Raw genomic sequence first — 17028 nt, forward strand, 5'->3', positions numbered from 1 at the left:
CGCCACGGTGACCACCCCGCGCTGACGCCCTCCCCCCATACCCGCTCATGCTCGCGGCCGGTACCGGAACCAGGCCCTCCGAGGGCCCGGAACGGTACCGGCCGCGAGTATGAGCGGGTGGCGGGTCAGGCCTGGGAGGCCTGGCGGGTCTTGATCATCTCGCGCTTGTCCTCGAACCGGGCGGCCTTCTTGTCGAGGGCGTCCATGAAGGTCGCGAGCTTGTCGCGGGCCTGCTCGCCCTCGGCGGACAGGCCCTCGATGTCGAAGAGCTTCCAGAACTTGAGGACGGGGTTGAGCACCTCGTCGCGGTGGATCCGCAGGTCGTAGATCCCGGCGAGGGCGATCTGCAGCGAGCGCCGGGTGAAGCCCTCGATCGTCGAGCCGGGCATCTGGAAGCCCTCGACGACGTCCCAGACGGCCTGGATCGTCTGGTCCGGCGCGAGCTCGAGCGCCTGCGCGAGCAGGTTGCGGTAGAAGACCATGTGGAGGTTCTCGTCGACCGAGATCCGTGCGAGGAGCTGCTCGCAGAACGGGTCCTCGGTGAACTTCCCGGTGTTGCGGTGCGAGATCCGGGTCGCGAGCTCCTGGAAGGAGACGTACGCGACGGTGTGGAGCATGTCGAGCTCGTAGGAGCTCTCGAAGCCCTGCGTCATGTGGATCATTCGCTCGCGCTCGAGCGCGACGGGGTCGACGGCCCGGGTCGTCAGCAGGTAGTCGCGGATGGCGATGCCGTGCCGGCCCTCCTCGGCGGTCCAGCGGCCGATCCAGGTGCCCCACGCGCCATCCGGGCCGAACGACTGGTAGATCTCCCGGTGGTAGCTCGGCAGGTTGTCCTCGGTGAGGAGGTTGACGACCAGCGCCGTCCGGGCGGTCTCGCTGACCTTCGACTGGCCGACGTCCCACGCCTGGCCGCCGAGCGGGCCGTCGAAGTTGCTGCCCTCGGTCCAGGGGATGTACTCGTGCGGCATCCACTCCTTGGCGACCGCGATGTGCCGGTCGAGCTCCTTGGCGACGGCCGGTTCGAGCTCGTGGAGGAGCTGCTTCTGCGTGTACTGGGCCATGGTGGACTCCCTGGCTCGCGGGCGGTGTCGGGCTGAGTTTCCTACGCCACCGTAACCTCGTCCAGGGGTGTCGTCAGGTCCGGCCGGGCCGGTACGACCGCCCGCGGTCGGGCCGGGGGCTGCCCAGTGGGCGCATCGGGGCCCCGCTGTCCGTCGGGGTCGGGCCGCGCTGGCACCGCGGGCACCAGAAGGCGACCCGGTCCGCGGGGGCCTGCCCGATCGACGCCACCCGCACCGTCGCGCCGCACCGCCGGCAGGGCCGCCCCGACCGGGCGTGGACGTACTGGGTGCGGCCGTCGCGGGTGTCCCCGGTCGTCGACTGGACGGCGCGGTCGCGGTTGGCGGTGAGCAGCCGGTGCAGCAGGTCGACGAGGGCCTCGGGGTCGCCGGCGCCGCCGACGGGGGTCCACGGCGTGACCCCGCGCAGGAAGAGCGCCTCGCACATGAAGAACGTGCCGACGCCCGCGAGCACCCGCTGGTCGAGGAGCGCCTCGCCGACGGGGCGGTCCGGGTCGGCGACGAGGCGGGCCACGGCCCGGGCGGCGTCCCACGACGGACCGAGCAGGTCGGGGCCGAGGTGCCCGACGAGCGTGTCCTCCTGGTCGGTGGGGACGAGGTCGAGCATCCCGAGCCGGTGCCCGACCGCCGTCCACGTGTCGTTGACGAGCAGCGCACGGATCCCGTGGTCCTGCCGGGCCCCGCGCCACGGCTCACCGGTGCGGTGGACGTGCCAGGAGCCCTCCATGCGCAGGTGGCTGTGCAGCGTCCAGCCCGGGGCGTCGTCCGTGCCCGCGACCCGGGTGAGGATGTGCTTGCCGGCGCTCAGGACCTCGAGGACCGGGCGGCCCGCGAGGTCGACCGTGGCCAGCGAGGGCCAGCGCAGGTCGGTGCGCAGCAGGACCCGGCCGGCCAGCGCGGCGTGGAGCCGCTGGGCCGTCCGCCAGACCACGTCACCCTCGGGCACGAGGAACACTCTGCCCGAGGGTGACGCGAGCGGCGTGGCGAGTCCCCTGACCGGATCGCCCGCCGGGTCTGCTGCGACGGCGCCGTTGCCGTCAGTCGTCCTCCGACTCGTCCTCGTGGGAGTCCTCGTCGGAGTGGTCGTCCGAGCCGCCCTTGCCGGAGCCCGAGCGGCTCTCGTGGGAGTCCTCGTCGGCCTCGTCGGCCTCGTCGTGCGAGGAGCCGGAGCGGTCCTCGTCGGCGTCGTCGTCGTGGGACGAACCGGAGCGGTCCTCGTCGGCGTCGTCGTCCGAGCCGGAGCCGCGGTGGGAGCCGGACCGGTCGTCGTCCTCCTCCTTCGAGGAGCCGGACCCGCGCCGGGAGCCGGACGTCGACCCGGAGCGGTGGTCGGAGTCGTCGTCCGCGTCGTCGTCCTCGTGCGTCCGCCCGCCGTGGTCGTCACCGGCCTCGTCCGCGTCGGAGTCGTCGTCGGCCTCGTCGTCGGAGTCGTCCGAGCGGGTGCCGGACGGCGTCGCCCCGTCGGTCGTGCCGTCGTCGGACGGCGTCGCGCCGGTCGACGGGTCGTCGTCCGGGGACGTCGCGNCGCGACGTCCCCGGACGACGACCCGTCGTCCGGGGACGTCGCGTCGTCCGTCGGGGTCGCGCCCGGGGTCGCGTCGTCGGTGGGCGTCGCGTCGTCCTCGACGGAGATGCCGGTGCTCGGGTCCTCCCCGCCGTCGAACGGCGACACGGTCGCGACGACCTTGTCGAAGTCGTTCTGCACCGGGTCGGGCAGCGCGCCCGCCGCACCGGTGAGTCCGACGCTCGCGACGGCGACCGCCGAGGCCGCGCCCAGCTTCGCGGCGAGCCCGAGCCCGCCGAGCCACTCCCAGACCATGCGATTCCTCCGGTTCGGTGCGGTGACCCTGCGGCCGTGGCGGCCGGTCGGTCCCGCGGCCGGGTGCGGTGCCGTGGCCGGCGCCGCACCCGTCGGGTGGACGAGACCCCGGGCGCCGTGCGCCAGGAGGGCGGCCAGTGCAGGTGTCGGCTGCACCGGTCCGTCCTGAGCGGCACGGCGTAGCGGCGCGAGGGCGTCGGCGACGGCGGCCAGGTCGGGCAGGCCCTGGGTCCGCAGACCCGGGCCGTCCCCACGCAGTACGGCGTCGGTGACGGGGTCGCTGATGCGGCGTCGTGTGCTCATCTCGTCTCCGTCATCGCGTCAGGGTCGACGGAGGGTACGGGTGAGGACACACGCTGTGCCGGAATCACCCGTCTGAGGGAGTCGAGGCCCCGCCGCTGCAGCGCCTTCACGGCGCCGGGGCGCTTCCCGACGGCCTCGGCGACCTGCTCGACCGACAGGTCCGCGACGATCCGCAGGTACAGCACCTCCTGCTGGTCGGGGGAGAGGTGCCCGAGCAGGGCGACGGCGCGCGCGGTGCCGTCGTTCTCCACCGCCCGGTCCTCGGCGCTCACCTCGAAGCGGCCGTCGTCGACCTCGGCCGCGGGCTCGGTGCGCCGCCGGGTGCGCTTGCGCAGCTCGTCGAGCATCCGGCGGTGCGTCACCGTGAAGAGCCAGGTCCGGAACGCCGCCTCGTCGCCGTCGAAGGACGACAGCCCGGTGAGCACGCCGAGGAAGACCTCGCTCGTGAGGTCGTCCGGCTCGGCCGAGCCGCGGGACGCCGCGTAGCGCCGGACCGCGGGGGAGTAGGCCTCCCAGAGCCGGGTCAGCGCCCAGCCGCCGCCGGCCCGCGCGGCGGGCAGCAGCGCGGCGAACTCCTCGGCCGGCAGCACCTCGTCGTGATCGGCGTCCCGGCGCCGGGGCTTGACCGGGCCCGCCGCCGACCGGGTGACGGCTACCACCCCGGGATGAGGCCGACCCCCCGCGTACCACCCGGCGGTGATCACCGGGACAGCCTCCTGGGCTGACGACCGGGACCGGCCGCCGGGAGCACGCTGGCAGCGGTGGCAGCACGGCCGGCCCGCCGTCCGCCGCCCGACACCCGCCAGGCCAGGATCGGGGGATCCACCCATGCGCAGCAGATCGCCGGACGACGTCCTCGAGCGGCTCAAGGCCGGCTCGCCGAAGGACTGGGACGACGCGCAGCAGCGGTTCGGTCCGCTGCTGAGATGGGTGGTGCGACGGCACCGCCTCGCGCCGGAGGACGCCGACGACGTCGTCCAGACGACCTGGCTGCGGCTCTGGGAGAACCTCGACCGGGTCCGCGAGCCCGAGGCGCTCGGCGGCTGGCTCGTCACGACGTGCCGTCGGGAGAGCCTGCGGACGCTGCGGCTACGGGCCCGCACCGTGCCCCGGGATCCCGGGGACGAGACGTGGTGCATCGCCGCCACCGACGGGGACGGCGACCCGCACGACGACGTCGCCCGCCGGCTCGACGCGGCCACCCTCTACGCCGCTGTCGCCGACCTGCCGGCGCGGCAGCGGTCGGTGCTGCTCGCGATGCTCGACAACGACGGTGCGAGCTACGCGGAGACGTCCCGGCGCCTCGGTCTGCCGGTGGGCAGCCTGGGGCCGACCCGGATGCGGGCGCTCGCCCGGCTGCGCCGGGACCGACGTCTCGCGGGCGATGTACGCAGCGACCTCCGCAGTGATCTGTCCGAGGAGGACCGGCACCTGCCGATTCTCCGAAGTGTCCGTTGACGCCACACTTGTTCCTGATCATCGACATGATCGGTGCGACGTGCGCGTCGCGCCCAGGCCCCAGGAGGCTCCCGTGGGATTCCCTGCACCCCCGATCGTCTCGCTCCAGCACGTCGCCGCCGGGTCGGCCCGTGACCGGCACCTCGGGTGGGGGGTGCTCGTCGCCGCGGACGTCGTCCTCGCCCCCGCGCCGGAGAAGCTGCTCGCCTCCGAGGACGACTGGTTCGAGGTGCTCCTCGCGTCCTTCCCGCGCCCGACCCGGCGGGTGGCCGGCGACGGGCACCGGCCGCCGCGCGTCGACCTCGAGCGGATCGCCGTCGACCGTGTCGAGGTCCGCAACCTCGCCGGCGGCCCGGAAGGGCTGGCCGTCGTCACGCTCGCCGACGCGTCCCGGCACACCCCGTTGCACACGGCGTACGACGTCCGGGCCGTCGCCCGGAGCATCGACGCGGAGCCGGGTCTGTGGCGTGCGCTCGTCGTCGCGGGCGTGCTCCCGGACGGTGTGCTCGAGCGGCCGCTCAGCGACCTCGACCTCGTCGTCGAGGCCGAGCGGGCGATCCGCCGGCACCGGGTCGACGAGCACTGCCACGAGCGGGGCGGCACGGTCGCGTTCGGCTTCTGCTGCGTCTTCCCGTGGAGCTCGTGCTGCAAGGCCCGGGTCGCGGGGGACACCCCGGATGACCTGACGTCCGCGGGCGGGGAGCCGGGCGTCTGATGGGGCTGCCGGACCAGGCGCGGCGCCGGGTGCTCGTCGACGTCGTCCCGCCGATGGCGCTGTGGGTGCTGGACCTCGTCGTGTCGTCCGGCAACGAGCAGCAGCGCGGCATCCTGCCCGCGGTCGGCATCGCCTACGCGTTCCTCGGGTACGTGCCGCTCGTCGTCCGGCGGCGGTACCCGCGGGCGGTGTTCCTCGTCGTCGTCGGGCACGCGCTGCTCGCGCCGGCGGTCACCGCGACGTACTTCCCGACGTTCTCGTGGTGGTTGGGGCTGTACACGGTGGCCGCGACGTCCCGGCTCGCCGAGGCGGTGGGCGCGTTGGCGGTGGCGTCCCTCCCCGCGGCGGCCGTCGTCGCGACGAACGTGCGCGACGCGTCCCCCGACCACCGCGCGTCGGCGTTCGTCGCGGCGGCCGTGCCGAACATGGTGCTCCTCGCGGCGCTGTTCGGGGTCGCCCGCTGGGCCCGGTGGTCGGGCCAGCGGCACGAGGCGTCCCGGCGCTCCGCCGAGGAGGCGATCGCTGCGGAACGCACCCGCATCGCCCGCGACCTGCACGACGTCGTGGCCCACTCGGTGACGCTCATGCTCCTGCAGGCCGGGGGAGCGGCGCGGTTCGTCCGGCAGGACCCGGACCGGGCGGCGGCCGCGCTCGCGCACGTCGACACCCTCGGCCAGCAGGCGCTCGTCGAGCTGCGCCGGATGCTCGTGCTGCTGCGCCCGGACGACGCCCCGCCGGGCACCGGGGTCGCGTCGTCCCCGAGCGGCCTGACGAACCTGCCCTCGCTCGTCGACCGGGTCGCGGCCGGCGGCACCGACGCGCGGTTCGTCGTCGAGGGGGAGCCGCGCGCGCTCGAGCCGGGCGTCGACCTCACGGTCTACCGGATCGCCCAGGAGGCGCTGACGAACGCGACCCGGTACGCCGACCCGGCGGCCCCGGTCGAGGTGCGGCTGCGCTGGCTCGAGGACGACGTCGAGCTGGAGGTGCTCAACCGCAGGGCGCCCGGACGCCGGCCGGCCGGTCGGCCCGAAGGCGGCGGCTACGGGCTCGTCGGGATGCGGGAGCGGGTGCTGTCCGTCGACGGGCACCTGCTCGCCGGTCCGCAGCCCGACGGCACCTTCCGCGTCCTGGCCCGACTGCCCGCGGCCCGGGAACGCGCGGCGGCCACGCATGGCTGACCTGCCCGGTCCGGTGGACCGCAGCGTCGGCGACCGCACGGTCGGGGTGCTGCTCGTCGACGACGAGCCGCTGGTGCGCGCCGGGCTGGCGATGCTCGTGGACTCCGAGCCCGACCTGAGGGTCGTCGGCGAGGCGACCGACGGGCTGCAGGCCGTCGAGCTGGCGCACCGGCTGCGCCCCGACGTCGTCGTCATGGACATCCGGATGCCGCGCGCCGGCGGTGTGGAGGCGACCCGCCGGCTCGTCGGGGACGACTTCATCGCCGAGTCCGGCTTCGAGACGGCGGTGCTCGTGCTCACGACGTTCAACGAGGACGACGCGGTCTTCGAGGCGCTGCGTGCCGGGGCCTCCGGGTTCCTCCTGAAGAACGCCGCGCCGCACTGGCTCGGCGAGGCGATCCGTGCCGTCGCCGCCGGCAACGCCTGGCTCGACCCGCAGGTCGCCCGCACGCTCCTCGCCGACTTCACCGCGCGCCCGCAGCAGTCCCTGCCGACGGCGGCCGAGCTCGAGCAGCTCACGGTCCGCGAGCGCGAGGTGCTCGTCCTCGTGGCGCACGGCCTGACGAACACGGACATCGCGGCGCACCTCGTCGTCAGCGAGGCGACCGTGAAGACCCACGTCGGCCGGGTGCTCTACAAGCTCGGGGTCCACGACCGGGCGCAGGCCGTCGTCGTCGCGTACAAGACGGGCCTCGTCGGCCCGCAGGACCAGCCGCCGCCGCGCCGGACGGGCTGAGCACCGCCCGGCGCAGCGTGCCGGTTCAGGAGATGACGACCTCGTCGAGCACGCCCGTGAACTGGTCGTGGCCCGAGGTGTCCTTGGCGCCGATGAGGACCGCCGAGCTGTTGCTGATCTTGCCGGTCGACTTCGAGGTGCTCCACGAGGTGCCGTCGACGGTCAGGGTGACCTTGGACGACGTCCGGGCGCACGTGATCGTGTGCCACGCGCCGTCGTTGAGCTTGGGCCCCTTGGTGAGCTGGCCCTGGCCGCCGGAGCCGCGGAAGTTGCACAGCGCCTGGCCGCTCTTGACGATCTCGACCTTCCAGCTCCCGCCGGACGTCGTCGACAGCCCCTTGCGGATCAGGTCGTAGTCGCCGACCGACGACGACGGCAGCACGGTGAACTTCACCTTGAGCGAGACGGAGTACGACGACGTGCCCGGGTCGAGCACGGCCTTGTCGGGGACGGTGACGTAGCTCGGCTTCGACGACCACTCGAAGGCCTTGCCGGTCGAGCCCGCGACGCCGGTCGTGAGGTTCTTCAGCGTGCCGGTGCTGCCGTTCCCCGACGAGTCCGCCGCGGTCGAGCCGGTGTCCTCGAACGACCAGTGCGCCCGCTCGGTCGCGGCGCCCGCGGCGCCCGGCGCCATGAGGACCGCTGCCCCCGCGGCGACCGCCCCCGCGGCCACACGTGTCATGAGTCTGCTGCTGTTCATGGTTGCCCCTTCGGTGGTTCGCCCCGCGACGGGCGAGGGTCCGCCGTCGCGCCGGTGATCTTCGCAGCCGGTTCGGGGCGTTGCAGGGAGATCGCCCGGAGTGTCACGAACCTGACCGGTACCGTCGGTGCCGTGACCGACTGCCGGGCAGTCCGCCTCGCGGCGCTGCTGCGGGCCGGGGGAGCGCTCTTCGAGGTCGTCGGTGGCACCGCGCGGCACCTCGCCGGTGACCCCCGCGCACCGCGCGACCTCGACGTCGCCGTCCGCCCGGACGACGTGGAGGCGCTCGCGGGCGCCCTCGGTCGCGTCGGCGCCGCGCTCGACCCCGCCCGGGCCCGGCGCCTGCGGGTGGTCCGCGTGGACACCTCGTACGGCCCGCTCGACGTGTTCGTCGGTGCGGCATGAGCGCCCGGACCGGGCTCGAGCCGTTCGAGGTCGCGCTGCTCGAGGCGGTCGAGCTGCACGAGTCCGCGCCCGGTGACGACGCTCCCGGCGACCGCCCCGAAGACCACGCCGACGACGACGGCCCGGCCGGGAGCGCGGCGGCGACGCCGCAGGTGCTCGCGACCGTGGAGGCCGCGACCGGGGTCGGTCCGCGCTACGCCTACCCGATGCTCGTCGACCTCGCCGTCCCGTGGCGGCGGCACCTGCCGCTCCTGGAGCCGCTCGGCAACGTCGGGACCCAGGGCGACGACCCGCCCGCCGACGCGCGGTACACCATGGTGCGGCTGAGCCCTGCCGGGCGGCTCGCCCTCGCCTCGGAGCGGGGCGCGGTCGGCCCGGTGCCGTTCGGTGTCGTCGAGGGCACGCTCTACCGGGACGGAACGGTGCCCTCCTTCGCGCCGGACGCCGTCCTCGCGGCGCTGCGCACCGGGGCCATGGACGCCGGCCCGCCCGTCCTGCCCACGGGTGGCCTCGTCGAGGGAGACGTCGAGGGCCTGCTCGCCGGCCGTCCCGCACGGCTCCGGCTGGTGTGCCGGGTCGTCCGCGAGCACCGACCCGGACGGGAGGTGCTCGTCGTCACCGAGGTGCCGCTCGGCGCGAACCCGGACGAGATCGGCCGGATGGTCGCGGCCCGGCACGACGCCGAGGTCCGTGGGGCGCCCGCCGTCCGGTACGCGGACTACCTGCCGGAGGGCGGGCCCGAGGCCCCCGACCTGCGCCCGCTGCGGCACCCGTTCCTCGCCGACGTGCGGGACGAGACGTCGACCGCCGTCGGGTGCCGGATCGTCGTCGTGCTCGCCGCGGGCGCCGACCCGGTCGACGCCCTCGCGTGGCTGCGCGACATCTGGCCGGTGAGCATCGACGTCGACTGGCAGCTCCCCGCGCCGCAGGCGCATCGGCTCGCCGGCTGGGACCGCGGGGACGGCACCGGGCTGGACGCGCTCGCGGCGTTGCTCTGACCCGGCCCGACCACCGGTGACGGGCCGCGCCGGCGGCCGTCGGGCCGGTCGGGCCTCCCCGTCGGCTCAGGCCCGCAGCCGCAGCCCGCGCGGGGTCGCGTGGAAGCCGGCCGCGGCGAGCGCCCGGGCCAGCGGGTGCTCGCCGGAGAGGACGCCCTCGCCGTCGGCCCGCTCGACGGTGAGCCGACCGAGGGCGCCGTCGCGGACCGAGAGCGCCAGCGCGTCGGCGGCGGACTGGAGGACCGGCTCGCTCGCGGTGAACGACAGCAGCGACCGGCCACCCCGTTCGACGTACAGCACGAGCGCCCCGTCGACGAGGACGACGAGCGCGCCGGCCTTGCGGCCCGGCTTGTGGCCGGCACCGGCGGGAGCGGTCGGCGCGTCGGCCGCGCGGTCGCCCGGCTCGGTCCGGTCCGGGCGCTCCGGCCGGTCGGGCCAGGGGAGCGCCGCCCCGTAGGGGTTCGCCGGGTCGGCCGCGGCGAGGACGACGGTCCGCCCGCTCGTGTCGCGGACCGCGCCGCCGGAGCCGCGGCCGTACCCGTCGCCCATGCCCATGCCCATGCCCTCGCCGAAGCCGTCGGCGTACCCGTCCGCCGGTCCGTCACCGACCGGCCGGGCCGAGGCGCGCAACCGGTCGACCGCGCCGGTCGTGCCGAACTGGGCGGCGCCGAGCCCTTCGACGAAGTAGCCGCGGCGCACCCGGCCGGCGTCCTCGAACGCGGAGAGCACGCGGTAGACCGCGGCGAACCCTCCGGTCACCCGCTCCGCGCCGACGGCGCCCCGGGTCACGACGCCGTGCCGCTCGAGGAGCACCTCGGCGCCCGCGTGCGCGCGCAGCGTCGCGTCGGCCTCCCGCGGCGGCAGCAGCGACCAGCGGCCGGCCGCGACCGGCGGCCCCGACCGGCTCGGCAGCGCGGCCCGACCGGCGCCGCGGGCGGCCCGCAGCCCGGCGTACCGGCCGCCGCCGTACCGGGCCCGCGGCGCCGCGGGCTTCGACCGGTGCGTCGTCCGGCCGCCGGACAGCCGCGCCCGCAGCGGGGAGAGCGTGTCGTTCGTCAGGTGGCCGGCCCAGAGCAGGTCCCACAGCGCGTCGGTGAGGGTCGCGTCGTCGGTCAGCCCCGCGGTGTCGGAGAGCGCGCGGAAGAAGAAGGCGCCGCCGCCGGCGAGCGCGTCGAGGACGGCCCGGTGCACGTCACCGAGCACGAGGTCGGCGTCCGGGTCGGGCAGCGTGAGGGGGGCGAGGTCGGCGGGGTGCAGCGCGACCCAGCCGTCCTCACCGGGCAGGGCGCCGTGCCCGGACCACACGACCTCGCCCGCGGCGGTGAGCTCGTCGAGCATCGTGGGGGAGTAGCCGGGCACCCGGGCCGGCAGCACGAGGGTCTCCAGGGCGCTCGCCGGGACGACCGCCCCCGCGAGCTGCTCGACCGCGCGGAGCACCCCCTCCGCGCCGCGCACCGACGAGCCGACGCCCTGCCAGGCCGGCAGGAACCGGGCGAGGTCGGCGGCCGGTACCGGCTCGACCTCGGCGCGCAGCGCCGCGAGCGAGCGCCGGCGCAGCGTCCGCAGCACCTCGGCGTCGCAGTAGTCGGTGCCCTGGCCGCCGCCGGACTCCAGCGGGCGCAGCTCGCCCTCGACGAGCCGGCCGGCCGCGACGAGCCGGCGCAGCGCCTCGGTGACCACGGCGGGCCCGAGGCCGTACCGGGCGGCGACGTCGTGCGCCGTGAACGGACCGTGGGTGCGGGCGTGCCGGCCGAGCAGGTCGGCGAGCGGGTCGGGGACCGGCTCGGTGAAGACCTCGGCGATCCCGACGGGCAGCGGGGTGCCGAGCGCGTCCCGGAGCCGGCCGGCGTCCTCGACGACGGCCCAGCGCTGCTCGCCGGCGACCCGGACCCGGATGACCCGGCGGGACGCCTCCAGCGCGTCGAGCCAGCCGGCCGCGACCGTCGGGAGGACGGCCTCGCCGGCGTCGGTCTCGCCGGTCGTCGCCCGGGCGGCGACCTCGGCGGTCGTCAGCGGGCCGAGCAGCCGCAACAGGTCGGCGACCCCTTCGAGACCCCGGACCCGGCGCCCGGGGTCGAGCCGCTGCAGCTCGGCCTCGGTGCGGGTGAGGGCGGCCGGGTCGAGCAGGTCGCGCAGCGCCGCGCCCTCGCCGCGCCCGAGCAGCTCCGCGAGGAGCGTCGGGTCGAGCGCGAGCGCCGCGGCCCGGCGCTCGGCGAGCGGCGAGTCCCCCTCGTAGAGGAACTGCGCGACGTAGCCGAAGAGCAGGCTGCGGGCGAACGGCGACGGCTGGGCGGTCTCGACCTCGACGACCTTGACCTTGCGGGACGCGAGGTCCTTCATGAGCTCGACGAGGCCGGGGACGTCGAAGACGTCCTGGAGGCACTCGCGGACCGTCTCCAGGACGATCGGGAACGACCCGTAGCGGCTCGCGACCTGGAGCAGCTGGGCCGCCCGCTGGCGCTGCTGCCACAGCGGCTGCCGCTTGCCGGGCGTGCGGCGCGGCAGCAGCAGGGCCCGCGCGGCGCACTCGCGGAACCGTGCGGCGAACAGCGCCGAGCCGCCGAGCTCGGTCGTCACGAGGTCCTCGACGTCGTCGGCGTCGAGCGTCATGAGGTCGGCGACGTCGGGCGCCCGGCCGTCCGCGGTCTCGACGTCCGGCAGGCGCAGGACGATCCCGTCGTCCCCGTGCATCGCCTGCACCTCGACGCCGAACCGCTCCCGGAACCGCGCCGCGACGGCGAGCGCCCACGGCGCGTGGACCTGCCCGCCGAACGGCGAGTGGACGACGACCCGCCAGTCCCCGAGCTCGTCGCGGAAGCGTTCCACGACGAGGGTCCGGTCGTCCGGCACGTGCCGGGTCGCCGCCTGCTGCTCGCGCAGGTAGGCGAGCAGGTTGTCCGCGGCCCACTCGTCGAGCCCGGCGACCCGGGCCCGCTCACGGGCCGCGTCGTCGTCCAGGCGGGTCAGCTCGCGGACGAACGCGCCGACCGCGCGGCCGAGCTCGGCGGGCCGGCCCTGGGCGTCGCCGTGCCAGAACGGCAGCTTCCCCGGCTGGCCCGGGGCGGGCGTGACGAGCACCCGGTCGTGGGTGATCTCCTCGATCCGCCACGAGGACGAGCCGAGCGTGAAGACGTCGCCGACGCGCGACTCGTAGACCATCTCCTCGTCGAGCTCGCCGACGCGGCGACCGGCGCCCTTGCGGGCCTCGTCGCCGCCGGCGAGGAACACCCCGAACAGGCCGCGGTCGGGGATCGTCCCGCCGGACGTCACCGCGAGCCGCTGCGCCCCGGGCCGCGCGCTCACGGTGCCGGTCAGCCGGTCCCAGACCAGGCGGGGCCGCAGCTCGGCGAACTCGTCGCTCGGGTAGCGCCCGGAGAGCATGTCGAGGACGGCCTCGAGCACCCCGCGGGTCAGCGTCGAGAACGGCGCCGCCCGCCGGACGAGCGCCTCGAGGTCGTCGACCGACCACGGCTCCATCGCAAGCATCGCGACGATCTGCTGGGCGAGGACGTCGAGCGGGTTCGCGGGCACCCGCAGCGCCTCGATCTGCCCGCCGCGCATCCGCTCCACGACGACGGCGGTCTGCACGAGGTCGCTGCGGAACTTGGGGAAGAGCACGCCGCGCGACACCGCGCCGACCTGGTGCCCGGCCCGGCCGACCCGCTGCAGGCCGCTCGCGACGCTCGGCGGCGACTCGACCTGGACGACGAGGTCGACGGCGCCCATGTCGATGCCGAGCTCGAGGCTGGACGTCGCGACGACCGCGGGCAGCCGGCCGGCCTTGAGCTCCTCCTCGATGATCGAGCGCTGCTCCTTGCTCACCGAGCCGTGGTGCGCGCGGGCCAGCGTGGCGGGGACCCCGACGGCCGCACCGGCCTGCGCCATGAGCGCGGCGGGCTGCACCGACCCGGGCTCGGGCAGCTCCGCACCCGTCGTCCGCTCGTGCCAGACCTCGTTGAGCCGGGCGGTGAGCCGCTCCGCGAGCCGCCGCGAGTTCGAGAAGACGAGCGTCGAGCGGTGCTCGGCGATGAGGTCGACGACGCGTTCCTCGACGTGCGGCCAGATCGACGGCCGCCGCAGCGCACCCGCCGCGGCCCCGGTGAGGTCCGGCTCCGCCCAGCCGCCCGGTGCGCCGTCCGCGCCGCCGGCCCCGGTCGCGCTCCCGCCGCCGACGCCACCGGGCGCACCGCCGGGCACCCCGGTCGCGGCGGCGTCCAGGTCGCCCATGTCGGGCACCGGGACGACGACCCGCAGGTCGAACTTCTTCGTCGAGGGCGGCTGGACGATGTGCACGGGCGTCTGCCCGGAGCCGCCGAGCCAGCGGGCGACCTCCTCGACCGGCCGCACGGTCGCCGACAGGCCGACCCGCTGCGCGGGCGAGGGCAGCAGCGCGTCGAGCCGCTCGAGGCTCAGCGCGAGGTGCGCGCCGCGCTTGGACCCGGCGAGCGCGTGCACCTCGTCGACGACGACCGTCTCGACGCCGGCGAGCGACGACCGCGCCGCCGAGGTGAGGATGAGGAAGAGCGACTCGGGGGTCGTGATGAGGATGTCCGGCGGGGTCTTCGCGAAGGCCCGGCGCTCGTCGGCCGGGGTGTCCCCGGAGCGGACGCCGACGCGCAGGTCCGGCACCGGCAGCCCGAGCCGGGTCGCGGCCTGCCGGATCCCGGCGAGCGGGCTGCGCAGGTTGCGCTCGACGTCCACCGCGAGGGCCTTGAGCGGTGAGACGTAGAGCACCCGGCACCGCTTCGACGCCTCGGCCGGTGCCGGCACCGCGGCGAGCCGGTCGAGCGCCCAGAGGAACGCGGCGAGCGTCTTGCCCGACCCGGTCGGGGCGACGACCAGGGCGTGGTCACCGCGGGAGACCGCCGCCCAGGCGCCGACCTGCGCCGGGGTGGGGGCGTCGAAGGCGCCCTCGAACCACGACCGGGTCGCCGGCGTGAACCGTGCGAGCACGGCCTGCGGCGAGGTGTCGTCGGAACGGCGGGCGGCCATACCGACATCCTGCCCCGCACCACCGACAGACCGCCCGTCCGGATCCGTGGGCGGGACGGCCGTGCCGCCCGTCGGCCCCGCGTGCGATGCTCCCGGCGTGCGGATGAGCGACTTCTGGACCCTCGTGGACGGCGAGTTCGGGCCCGTGCACGGCCGCCTCCTCGTGCGCGAGCACGTGCTCGGCGCCCTCGGCCACCGGACGGCGCAGCAGGCCCTCGACGCCGGCGAGGACGCCCGCACCGTGTGGTTCGCGCTCTGCGACGACCTCGACGTCCCGCAGGAGCGCCGCTGGGGCCTCGACGAGCAGCAGGCCCGCTCCGCGCGCCGCGGCCGGTCGTCGTGACGGCGGACGGCGGGCCCGTCGCGGTCGCCGTGGCGCACAACCCGCGGACCATCCCCGTGCTCGCTGGCGCGCAGGTCATCGGCGGCCTCGGGGTGACCGCAGGTGTCACGGTCAACGGCGTCCTCGCCTCGAACCTGTCCGGTTCGGTTTCCCTGGCCGGCCTCGCGCAGACCATGGGCGTCATCGGCGGCGCCGCGCTCGCCGTCCCGCTCGCGAAGCTCGCGGGTCGACGCGGCCGGCGTCCGGCGCTCGCCCTGGGGTACGCCATCGGCGCCGTCGGCGCTCTGCTGTCTGTGACCGCCGGCGCTGTGGAGTCCTTCCCGCTGCTCCTCGTCGGCGCCGCTCTCTTCGGCGGTGGTTCGGCGTCCGGGCTGCAGGCCCGCTTCGCCGCGATCGACGGGGTGGTCGCGCAGCGTCGGGGCCGGGCGCTGTCGCTCGTCGTCTGGGCAGGCGCCGTCGGGGGTGTCGTCGGGCCCCTGCTCATCGTCCCGGCGGGCGCGGTGAGCCGGGGGCTCGGGGTGCCCGAGCTGGTCGGACCGTTCGTCTTCGCCGTCGCGGGGTACTCGGCGGCGGCGGTCGCACTGTGGGCCCTGCTCCGGCCCGACCCGCTGGCCCACGTGCTGCGGGCCGGCGCCGAGGCCAGGGCCGTTGCGCGGCCGGCGGACCGGAGCCGCGGGTCGTCCCCGACATGGCTCGCCCTCAGGGCGGCCGTCCGCAGCCGGGACGCCCTTCTCGGGCTCACCGCGGTCGGGGTCGGGCACGCTGTCATGGTCGCCCTCATGGTCATGACGTCGGTCCACCTCTCCGGCGGCGGTGTCTCCATGCCTGTCGTCGGCGTCGTCATCTCCGCACACGTCGCGGGCATGTACGCGCTGAGCCCGGTCTGGGGCTGGCTCACCGACCGCTACGGCCGCCGCACCGCGATCTCGCTCGGGGTCGCCTGCCTCGCCCTCGCGGGCGCGGTCGCGGCCGGTGCACCGGCCACCAGCGCGGGCCGGTCGGTGGTCGCGCTCGCCCTGCTCGGCCTCGGCTGGTCGGGCTGTTTCGTCGCGGGCTCGACGCTGCTGTCCGAGTCCGTGCCGGCCGACGTCCGGACCTCGGTGCAGGGGATGTCCGACCTCGTCATGGGGGTCGTCGCGGCGAGCGCCGGCGTCCTGGCCGGGCCGGTCGTCGAGTGGTTCGGGTACGGCGTCCTGTCGCTGAGCACGCTCGTCCTGCTCGTCCCCGTCCTCGTCCTGCTCGCCCGGCGGGGAAACCGGTTCGAGCCTGTCGGGGGCGCCGCGTAGGGTCGGGCAGCGTGGACGTCGACGACCGTGAGGTCCTCATCAGCGCCCGTGGGCTGACCAAGCGCTTCGACGACTTCACCGCCGTCGACGGCATCGACGTCGACGTCCGCCGCGGCGAGGCGTTCGGCTTCCTCGGCCCGAACGGGGCGGGCAAGTCCTCGACGATGCGGATGGTCGGGTGCGTCTCCCCGCCGTCCGGCGGCGACCTGCGGATCCTCGGCCTCGACCCGCGCACGGACGGGCCGCGGATCCGGGCCCGCCTCGGCGTCGTCCCGCAGCGCGACACCCTCGACGAGGAGCTCACCGTCGCGGAGAACCTCGTCGTCTACGCCCGCTACTTCGGCATCTCGCGCAAGGCGGCGCACGCGAAGGCCGCCGAGCTCCTCGAGTTCGCGCAGCTCGCCGAGCGGGCCGGGAGCCGGGTCGAGCCGCTGTCCGGCGGCATGAAGCGGCGGCTGACGATCGCCCGCTCGCTCGTCAACGACCCGGAGATCCTGCTGCTCGACGAGCCGACGACCGGGCTCGACCCGCAGGCCCGGCACGTCCTGTGGGACAGGCTCTTCCGGCTCAAGCGGCAGGGCGTCACGCTCGTCCTCACGACGCACTACATGGACGAGGCCGAGCAGCTGTGCGACCGGCTCGTCGTCATGGACGCCGGCCGGATCGTCGCCGAGGGCAGCCCGCGCTCGCTCATCGAGGAGCACTCCAGCCGCGAGGTCCTCGAGCTGCGCTTCCCGGACGACGACAACGCACCGTGGGCCGGCCCGGTCACCGCGAGCGCCGGGGTGCTCGCCGAGCGCGTCGAGGTGCTGCCGGACCGGCTCCTCGTCTACACCCCGGACGGCGACGCCGCGGTGCAGGCCGTGCACGCCGCCGGGCTGCGGCCGTCGTCCGTGCTCGTGCGGCGCTCCACGCTGGAGGACGTCTTCCTCCACCTCACCGGCCGCTCGCTCGTCGACTGACGGGGGCGGGTCATGACGACGACGGGGACCGCCGGGCCGGCGGGGACGACGGGG

The 17028-nt window shown here is 75.9% G+C and carries 14 protein-coding genes; 9 read left to right on the forward strand and 5 right to left on the reverse strand.

Going from position 1 to position 17028, the window contains the following annotated elements:
• Positions 1 to 125: 125 nt before the first annotated feature.
• From ECOMGDLI_RS13740 to ECOMGDLI_RS13755, 3 genes are all read right to left on the reverse strand, one after another.
• Positions 126 to 1061 (reverse strand): acyl-ACP desaturase, encoded by a 936-nt coding sequence (locus tag ECOMGDLI_RS13740; RefSeq protein ID WP_088317392.1) that lies wholly within the window; start codon positions 1059 to 1061, stop codon positions 126 to 128.
• Positions 1062 to 1134: 73 nt separating this feature from the next.
• On the reverse strand, positions 1135 to 2025 hold the full coding sequence (locus ECOMGDLI_RS13745; protein ID WP_088317404.1) for a DNA-formamidopyrimidine glycosylase family protein: 891 nt from the start codon (positions 2023 to 2025) through the stop codon (positions 1135 to 1137).
• Between the two features lie 1172 nt (positions 2026 to 3197).
• Positions 3198 to 3860: an RNA polymerase sigma factor gene (locus ECOMGDLI_RS13755; protein WP_158220999.1), complete on the reverse strand. Its 663-nt coding sequence runs from the start codon at positions 3858 to 3860 to the stop codon at positions 3198 to 3200.
• Positions 3861 to 4029: 169 nt separating this feature from the next.
• On the opposite strand from ECOMGDLI_RS13755, the gene ECOMGDLI_RS13760 reads away from it, so the two are divergent.
• From ECOMGDLI_RS13760 to ECOMGDLI_RS13775, 4 genes are all read left to right on the forward strand, one after another.
• A complete protein-coding gene (locus ECOMGDLI_RS13760; RefSeq protein ID WP_088317395.1) occupies positions 4030 to 4659 on the forward strand; it encodes an RNA polymerase sigma factor in 630 nt (209 codons plus the stop codon).
• A gap of 73 nt (positions 4660 to 4732) precedes the next feature.
• Positions 4733 to 5374, forward strand: coding sequence for a hypothetical protein (locus ECOMGDLI_RS13765; protein ID WP_088317396.1), 642 nt, complete (start codon positions 4733 to 4735; stop codon positions 5372 to 5374).
• Positions 5374 to 6552 carry a sensor histidine kinase gene (locus ECOMGDLI_RS13770; protein WP_088317397.1) on the forward strand — a complete coding sequence of 393 codons (1179 nt, stop codon included), beginning with the start codon at positions 5374 to 5376 and terminating at the stop codon, positions 6550 to 6552. The genes ECOMGDLI_RS13765 and ECOMGDLI_RS13770 overlap by 1 nt, the downstream gene beginning before the upstream one ends.
• A complete protein-coding gene (locus tag ECOMGDLI_RS13775; protein WP_088317398.1) occupies positions 6545 to 7288 on the forward strand; it encodes a response regulator transcription factor in 744 nt (247 codons plus the stop codon). Before ECOMGDLI_RS13770 ends, ECOMGDLI_RS13775 begins: the two co-directional genes overlap by 8 nt.
• 25 nt (positions 7289 to 7313) lie before the next feature.
• Here the strand turns inward: ECOMGDLI_RS13775 and ECOMGDLI_RS13780 are convergent, their stop codons facing one another.
• Positions 7314 to 7988 (reverse strand): LamG-like jellyroll fold domain-containing protein, encoded by a 675-nt coding sequence (locus ECOMGDLI_RS13780; protein ID WP_088317399.1) that lies wholly within the window; start codon positions 7986 to 7988, stop codon positions 7314 to 7316.
• A gap of 132 nt (positions 7989 to 8120) precedes the next feature.
• Here ECOMGDLI_RS13780 and ECOMGDLI_RS13785 point away from each other — a divergent pair, with 132 nt between their 5' ends.
• Both ECOMGDLI_RS13785 and ECOMGDLI_RS13790 read left to right on the forward strand, forming a co-directional pair.
• Positions 8121 to 8393: a hypothetical protein gene (locus ECOMGDLI_RS13785; RefSeq protein WP_143447699.1), complete on the forward strand. Its 273-nt coding sequence runs from the start codon at positions 8121 to 8123 to the stop codon at positions 8391 to 8393.
• Positions 8390 to 9391 carry a hypothetical protein gene (locus ECOMGDLI_RS13790; protein WP_088317401.1) on the forward strand — a complete coding sequence of 334 codons (1002 nt, stop codon included), beginning with the start codon at positions 8390 to 8392 and terminating at the stop codon, positions 9389 to 9391. The genes ECOMGDLI_RS13785 and ECOMGDLI_RS13790 overlap by 4 nt, the downstream gene beginning before the upstream one ends.
• Positions 9392 to 9457: 66 nt before the next feature.
• Here the strand turns inward: ECOMGDLI_RS13790 and ECOMGDLI_RS13795 are convergent, their stop codons facing one another.
• Positions 9458 to 14383, reverse strand: a complete 4926-nt coding sequence (locus ECOMGDLI_RS13795; RefSeq protein ID WP_088317402.1) for a DEAD/DEAH box helicase — start codon at positions 14381 to 14383, stop codon at positions 9458 to 9460.
• Between the two features lie 103 nt (positions 14384 to 14486).
• Here ECOMGDLI_RS13795 and ECOMGDLI_RS13800 point away from each other — a divergent pair, with 103 nt between their 5' ends.
• From ECOMGDLI_RS13800 to ECOMGDLI_RS13810, 3 genes are read left to right on the forward strand one after another with little or no spacing between them, the layout of a single operon-like run.
• Positions 14487 to 14726, forward strand: coding sequence for a DUF3046 domain-containing protein (locus tag ECOMGDLI_RS13800; protein WP_233153450.1), 240 nt, complete (start codon positions 14487 to 14489; stop codon positions 14724 to 14726).
• Positions 14723 to 16012, forward strand: coding sequence for an MFS transporter (locus tag ECOMGDLI_RS13805; protein WP_198954841.1), 1290 nt, complete (start codon positions 14723 to 14725; stop codon positions 16010 to 16012). The genes ECOMGDLI_RS13800 and ECOMGDLI_RS13805 overlap by 4 nt, the downstream gene beginning before the upstream one ends.
• A gap of 11 nt (positions 16013 to 16023) precedes the next feature.
• The gene (locus ECOMGDLI_RS13810) at positions 16024 to 16974 is read left to right on the forward strand and encodes an ABC transporter ATP-binding protein (RefSeq protein WP_088317403.1); all 951 of its coding nucleotides are present in this window, start codon (positions 16024 to 16026) and stop codon (positions 16972 to 16974) included.
• Positions 16975 to 17028 lie beyond the last annotated feature (54 nt).

Source organism: Kineosporia sp. R_H_3 (assembly GCF_002198675.1).
GTDB lineage: Bacteria > Actinomycetota > Actinomycetes > Actinomycetales > Kineosporiaceae > R-H-3.

Excerpts from the sequence above, each read along its gene's own strand:
- ECOMGDLI_RS13790 (WP_088317401.1), top strand. The coding sequence starts at position 8,390 with ATGAGCGCCCGGACCGGGCTCGAGCCGTTCGAGGTCGCGCTGCTCGAG.
- ECOMGDLI_RS13795 (WP_088317402.1), bottom strand. The coding sequence starts at position 14,383 with ATGGCCGCCCGCCGTTCCGACGACACCTCGCCGCAGGCCGTGCTCGCA.
- ECOMGDLI_RS13770 (WP_088317397.1), top strand. The coding sequence starts at position 5,374 with ATGGGGCTGCCGGACCAGGCGCGGCGCCGGGTGCTCGTCGACGTCGTC.
- ECOMGDLI_RS13740 (WP_088317392.1), bottom strand. The coding sequence starts at position 1,061 with ATGGCCCAGTACACGCAGAAGCAGCTCCTCCACGAGCTCGAACCGGCC.
- ECOMGDLI_RS13760 (WP_088317395.1), top strand. The coding sequence starts at position 4,030 with ATGCGCAGCAGATCGCCGGACGACGTCCTCGAGCGGCTCAAGGCCGGC.
- ECOMGDLI_RS13780 (WP_088317399.1), bottom strand. The coding sequence starts at position 7,988 with ATGAACAGCAGCAGACTCATGACACGTGTGGCCGCGGGGGCGGTCGCC.
- ECOMGDLI_RS13800 (WP_233153450.1), top strand. The coding sequence starts at position 14,487 with ATGAGCGACTTCTGGACCCTCGTGGACGGCGAGTTCGGGCCCGTGCAC.
- ECOMGDLI_RS13775 (WP_088317398.1), top strand. The coding sequence starts at position 6,545 with ATGGCTGACCTGCCCGGTCCGGTGGACCGCAGCGTCGGCGACCGCACG.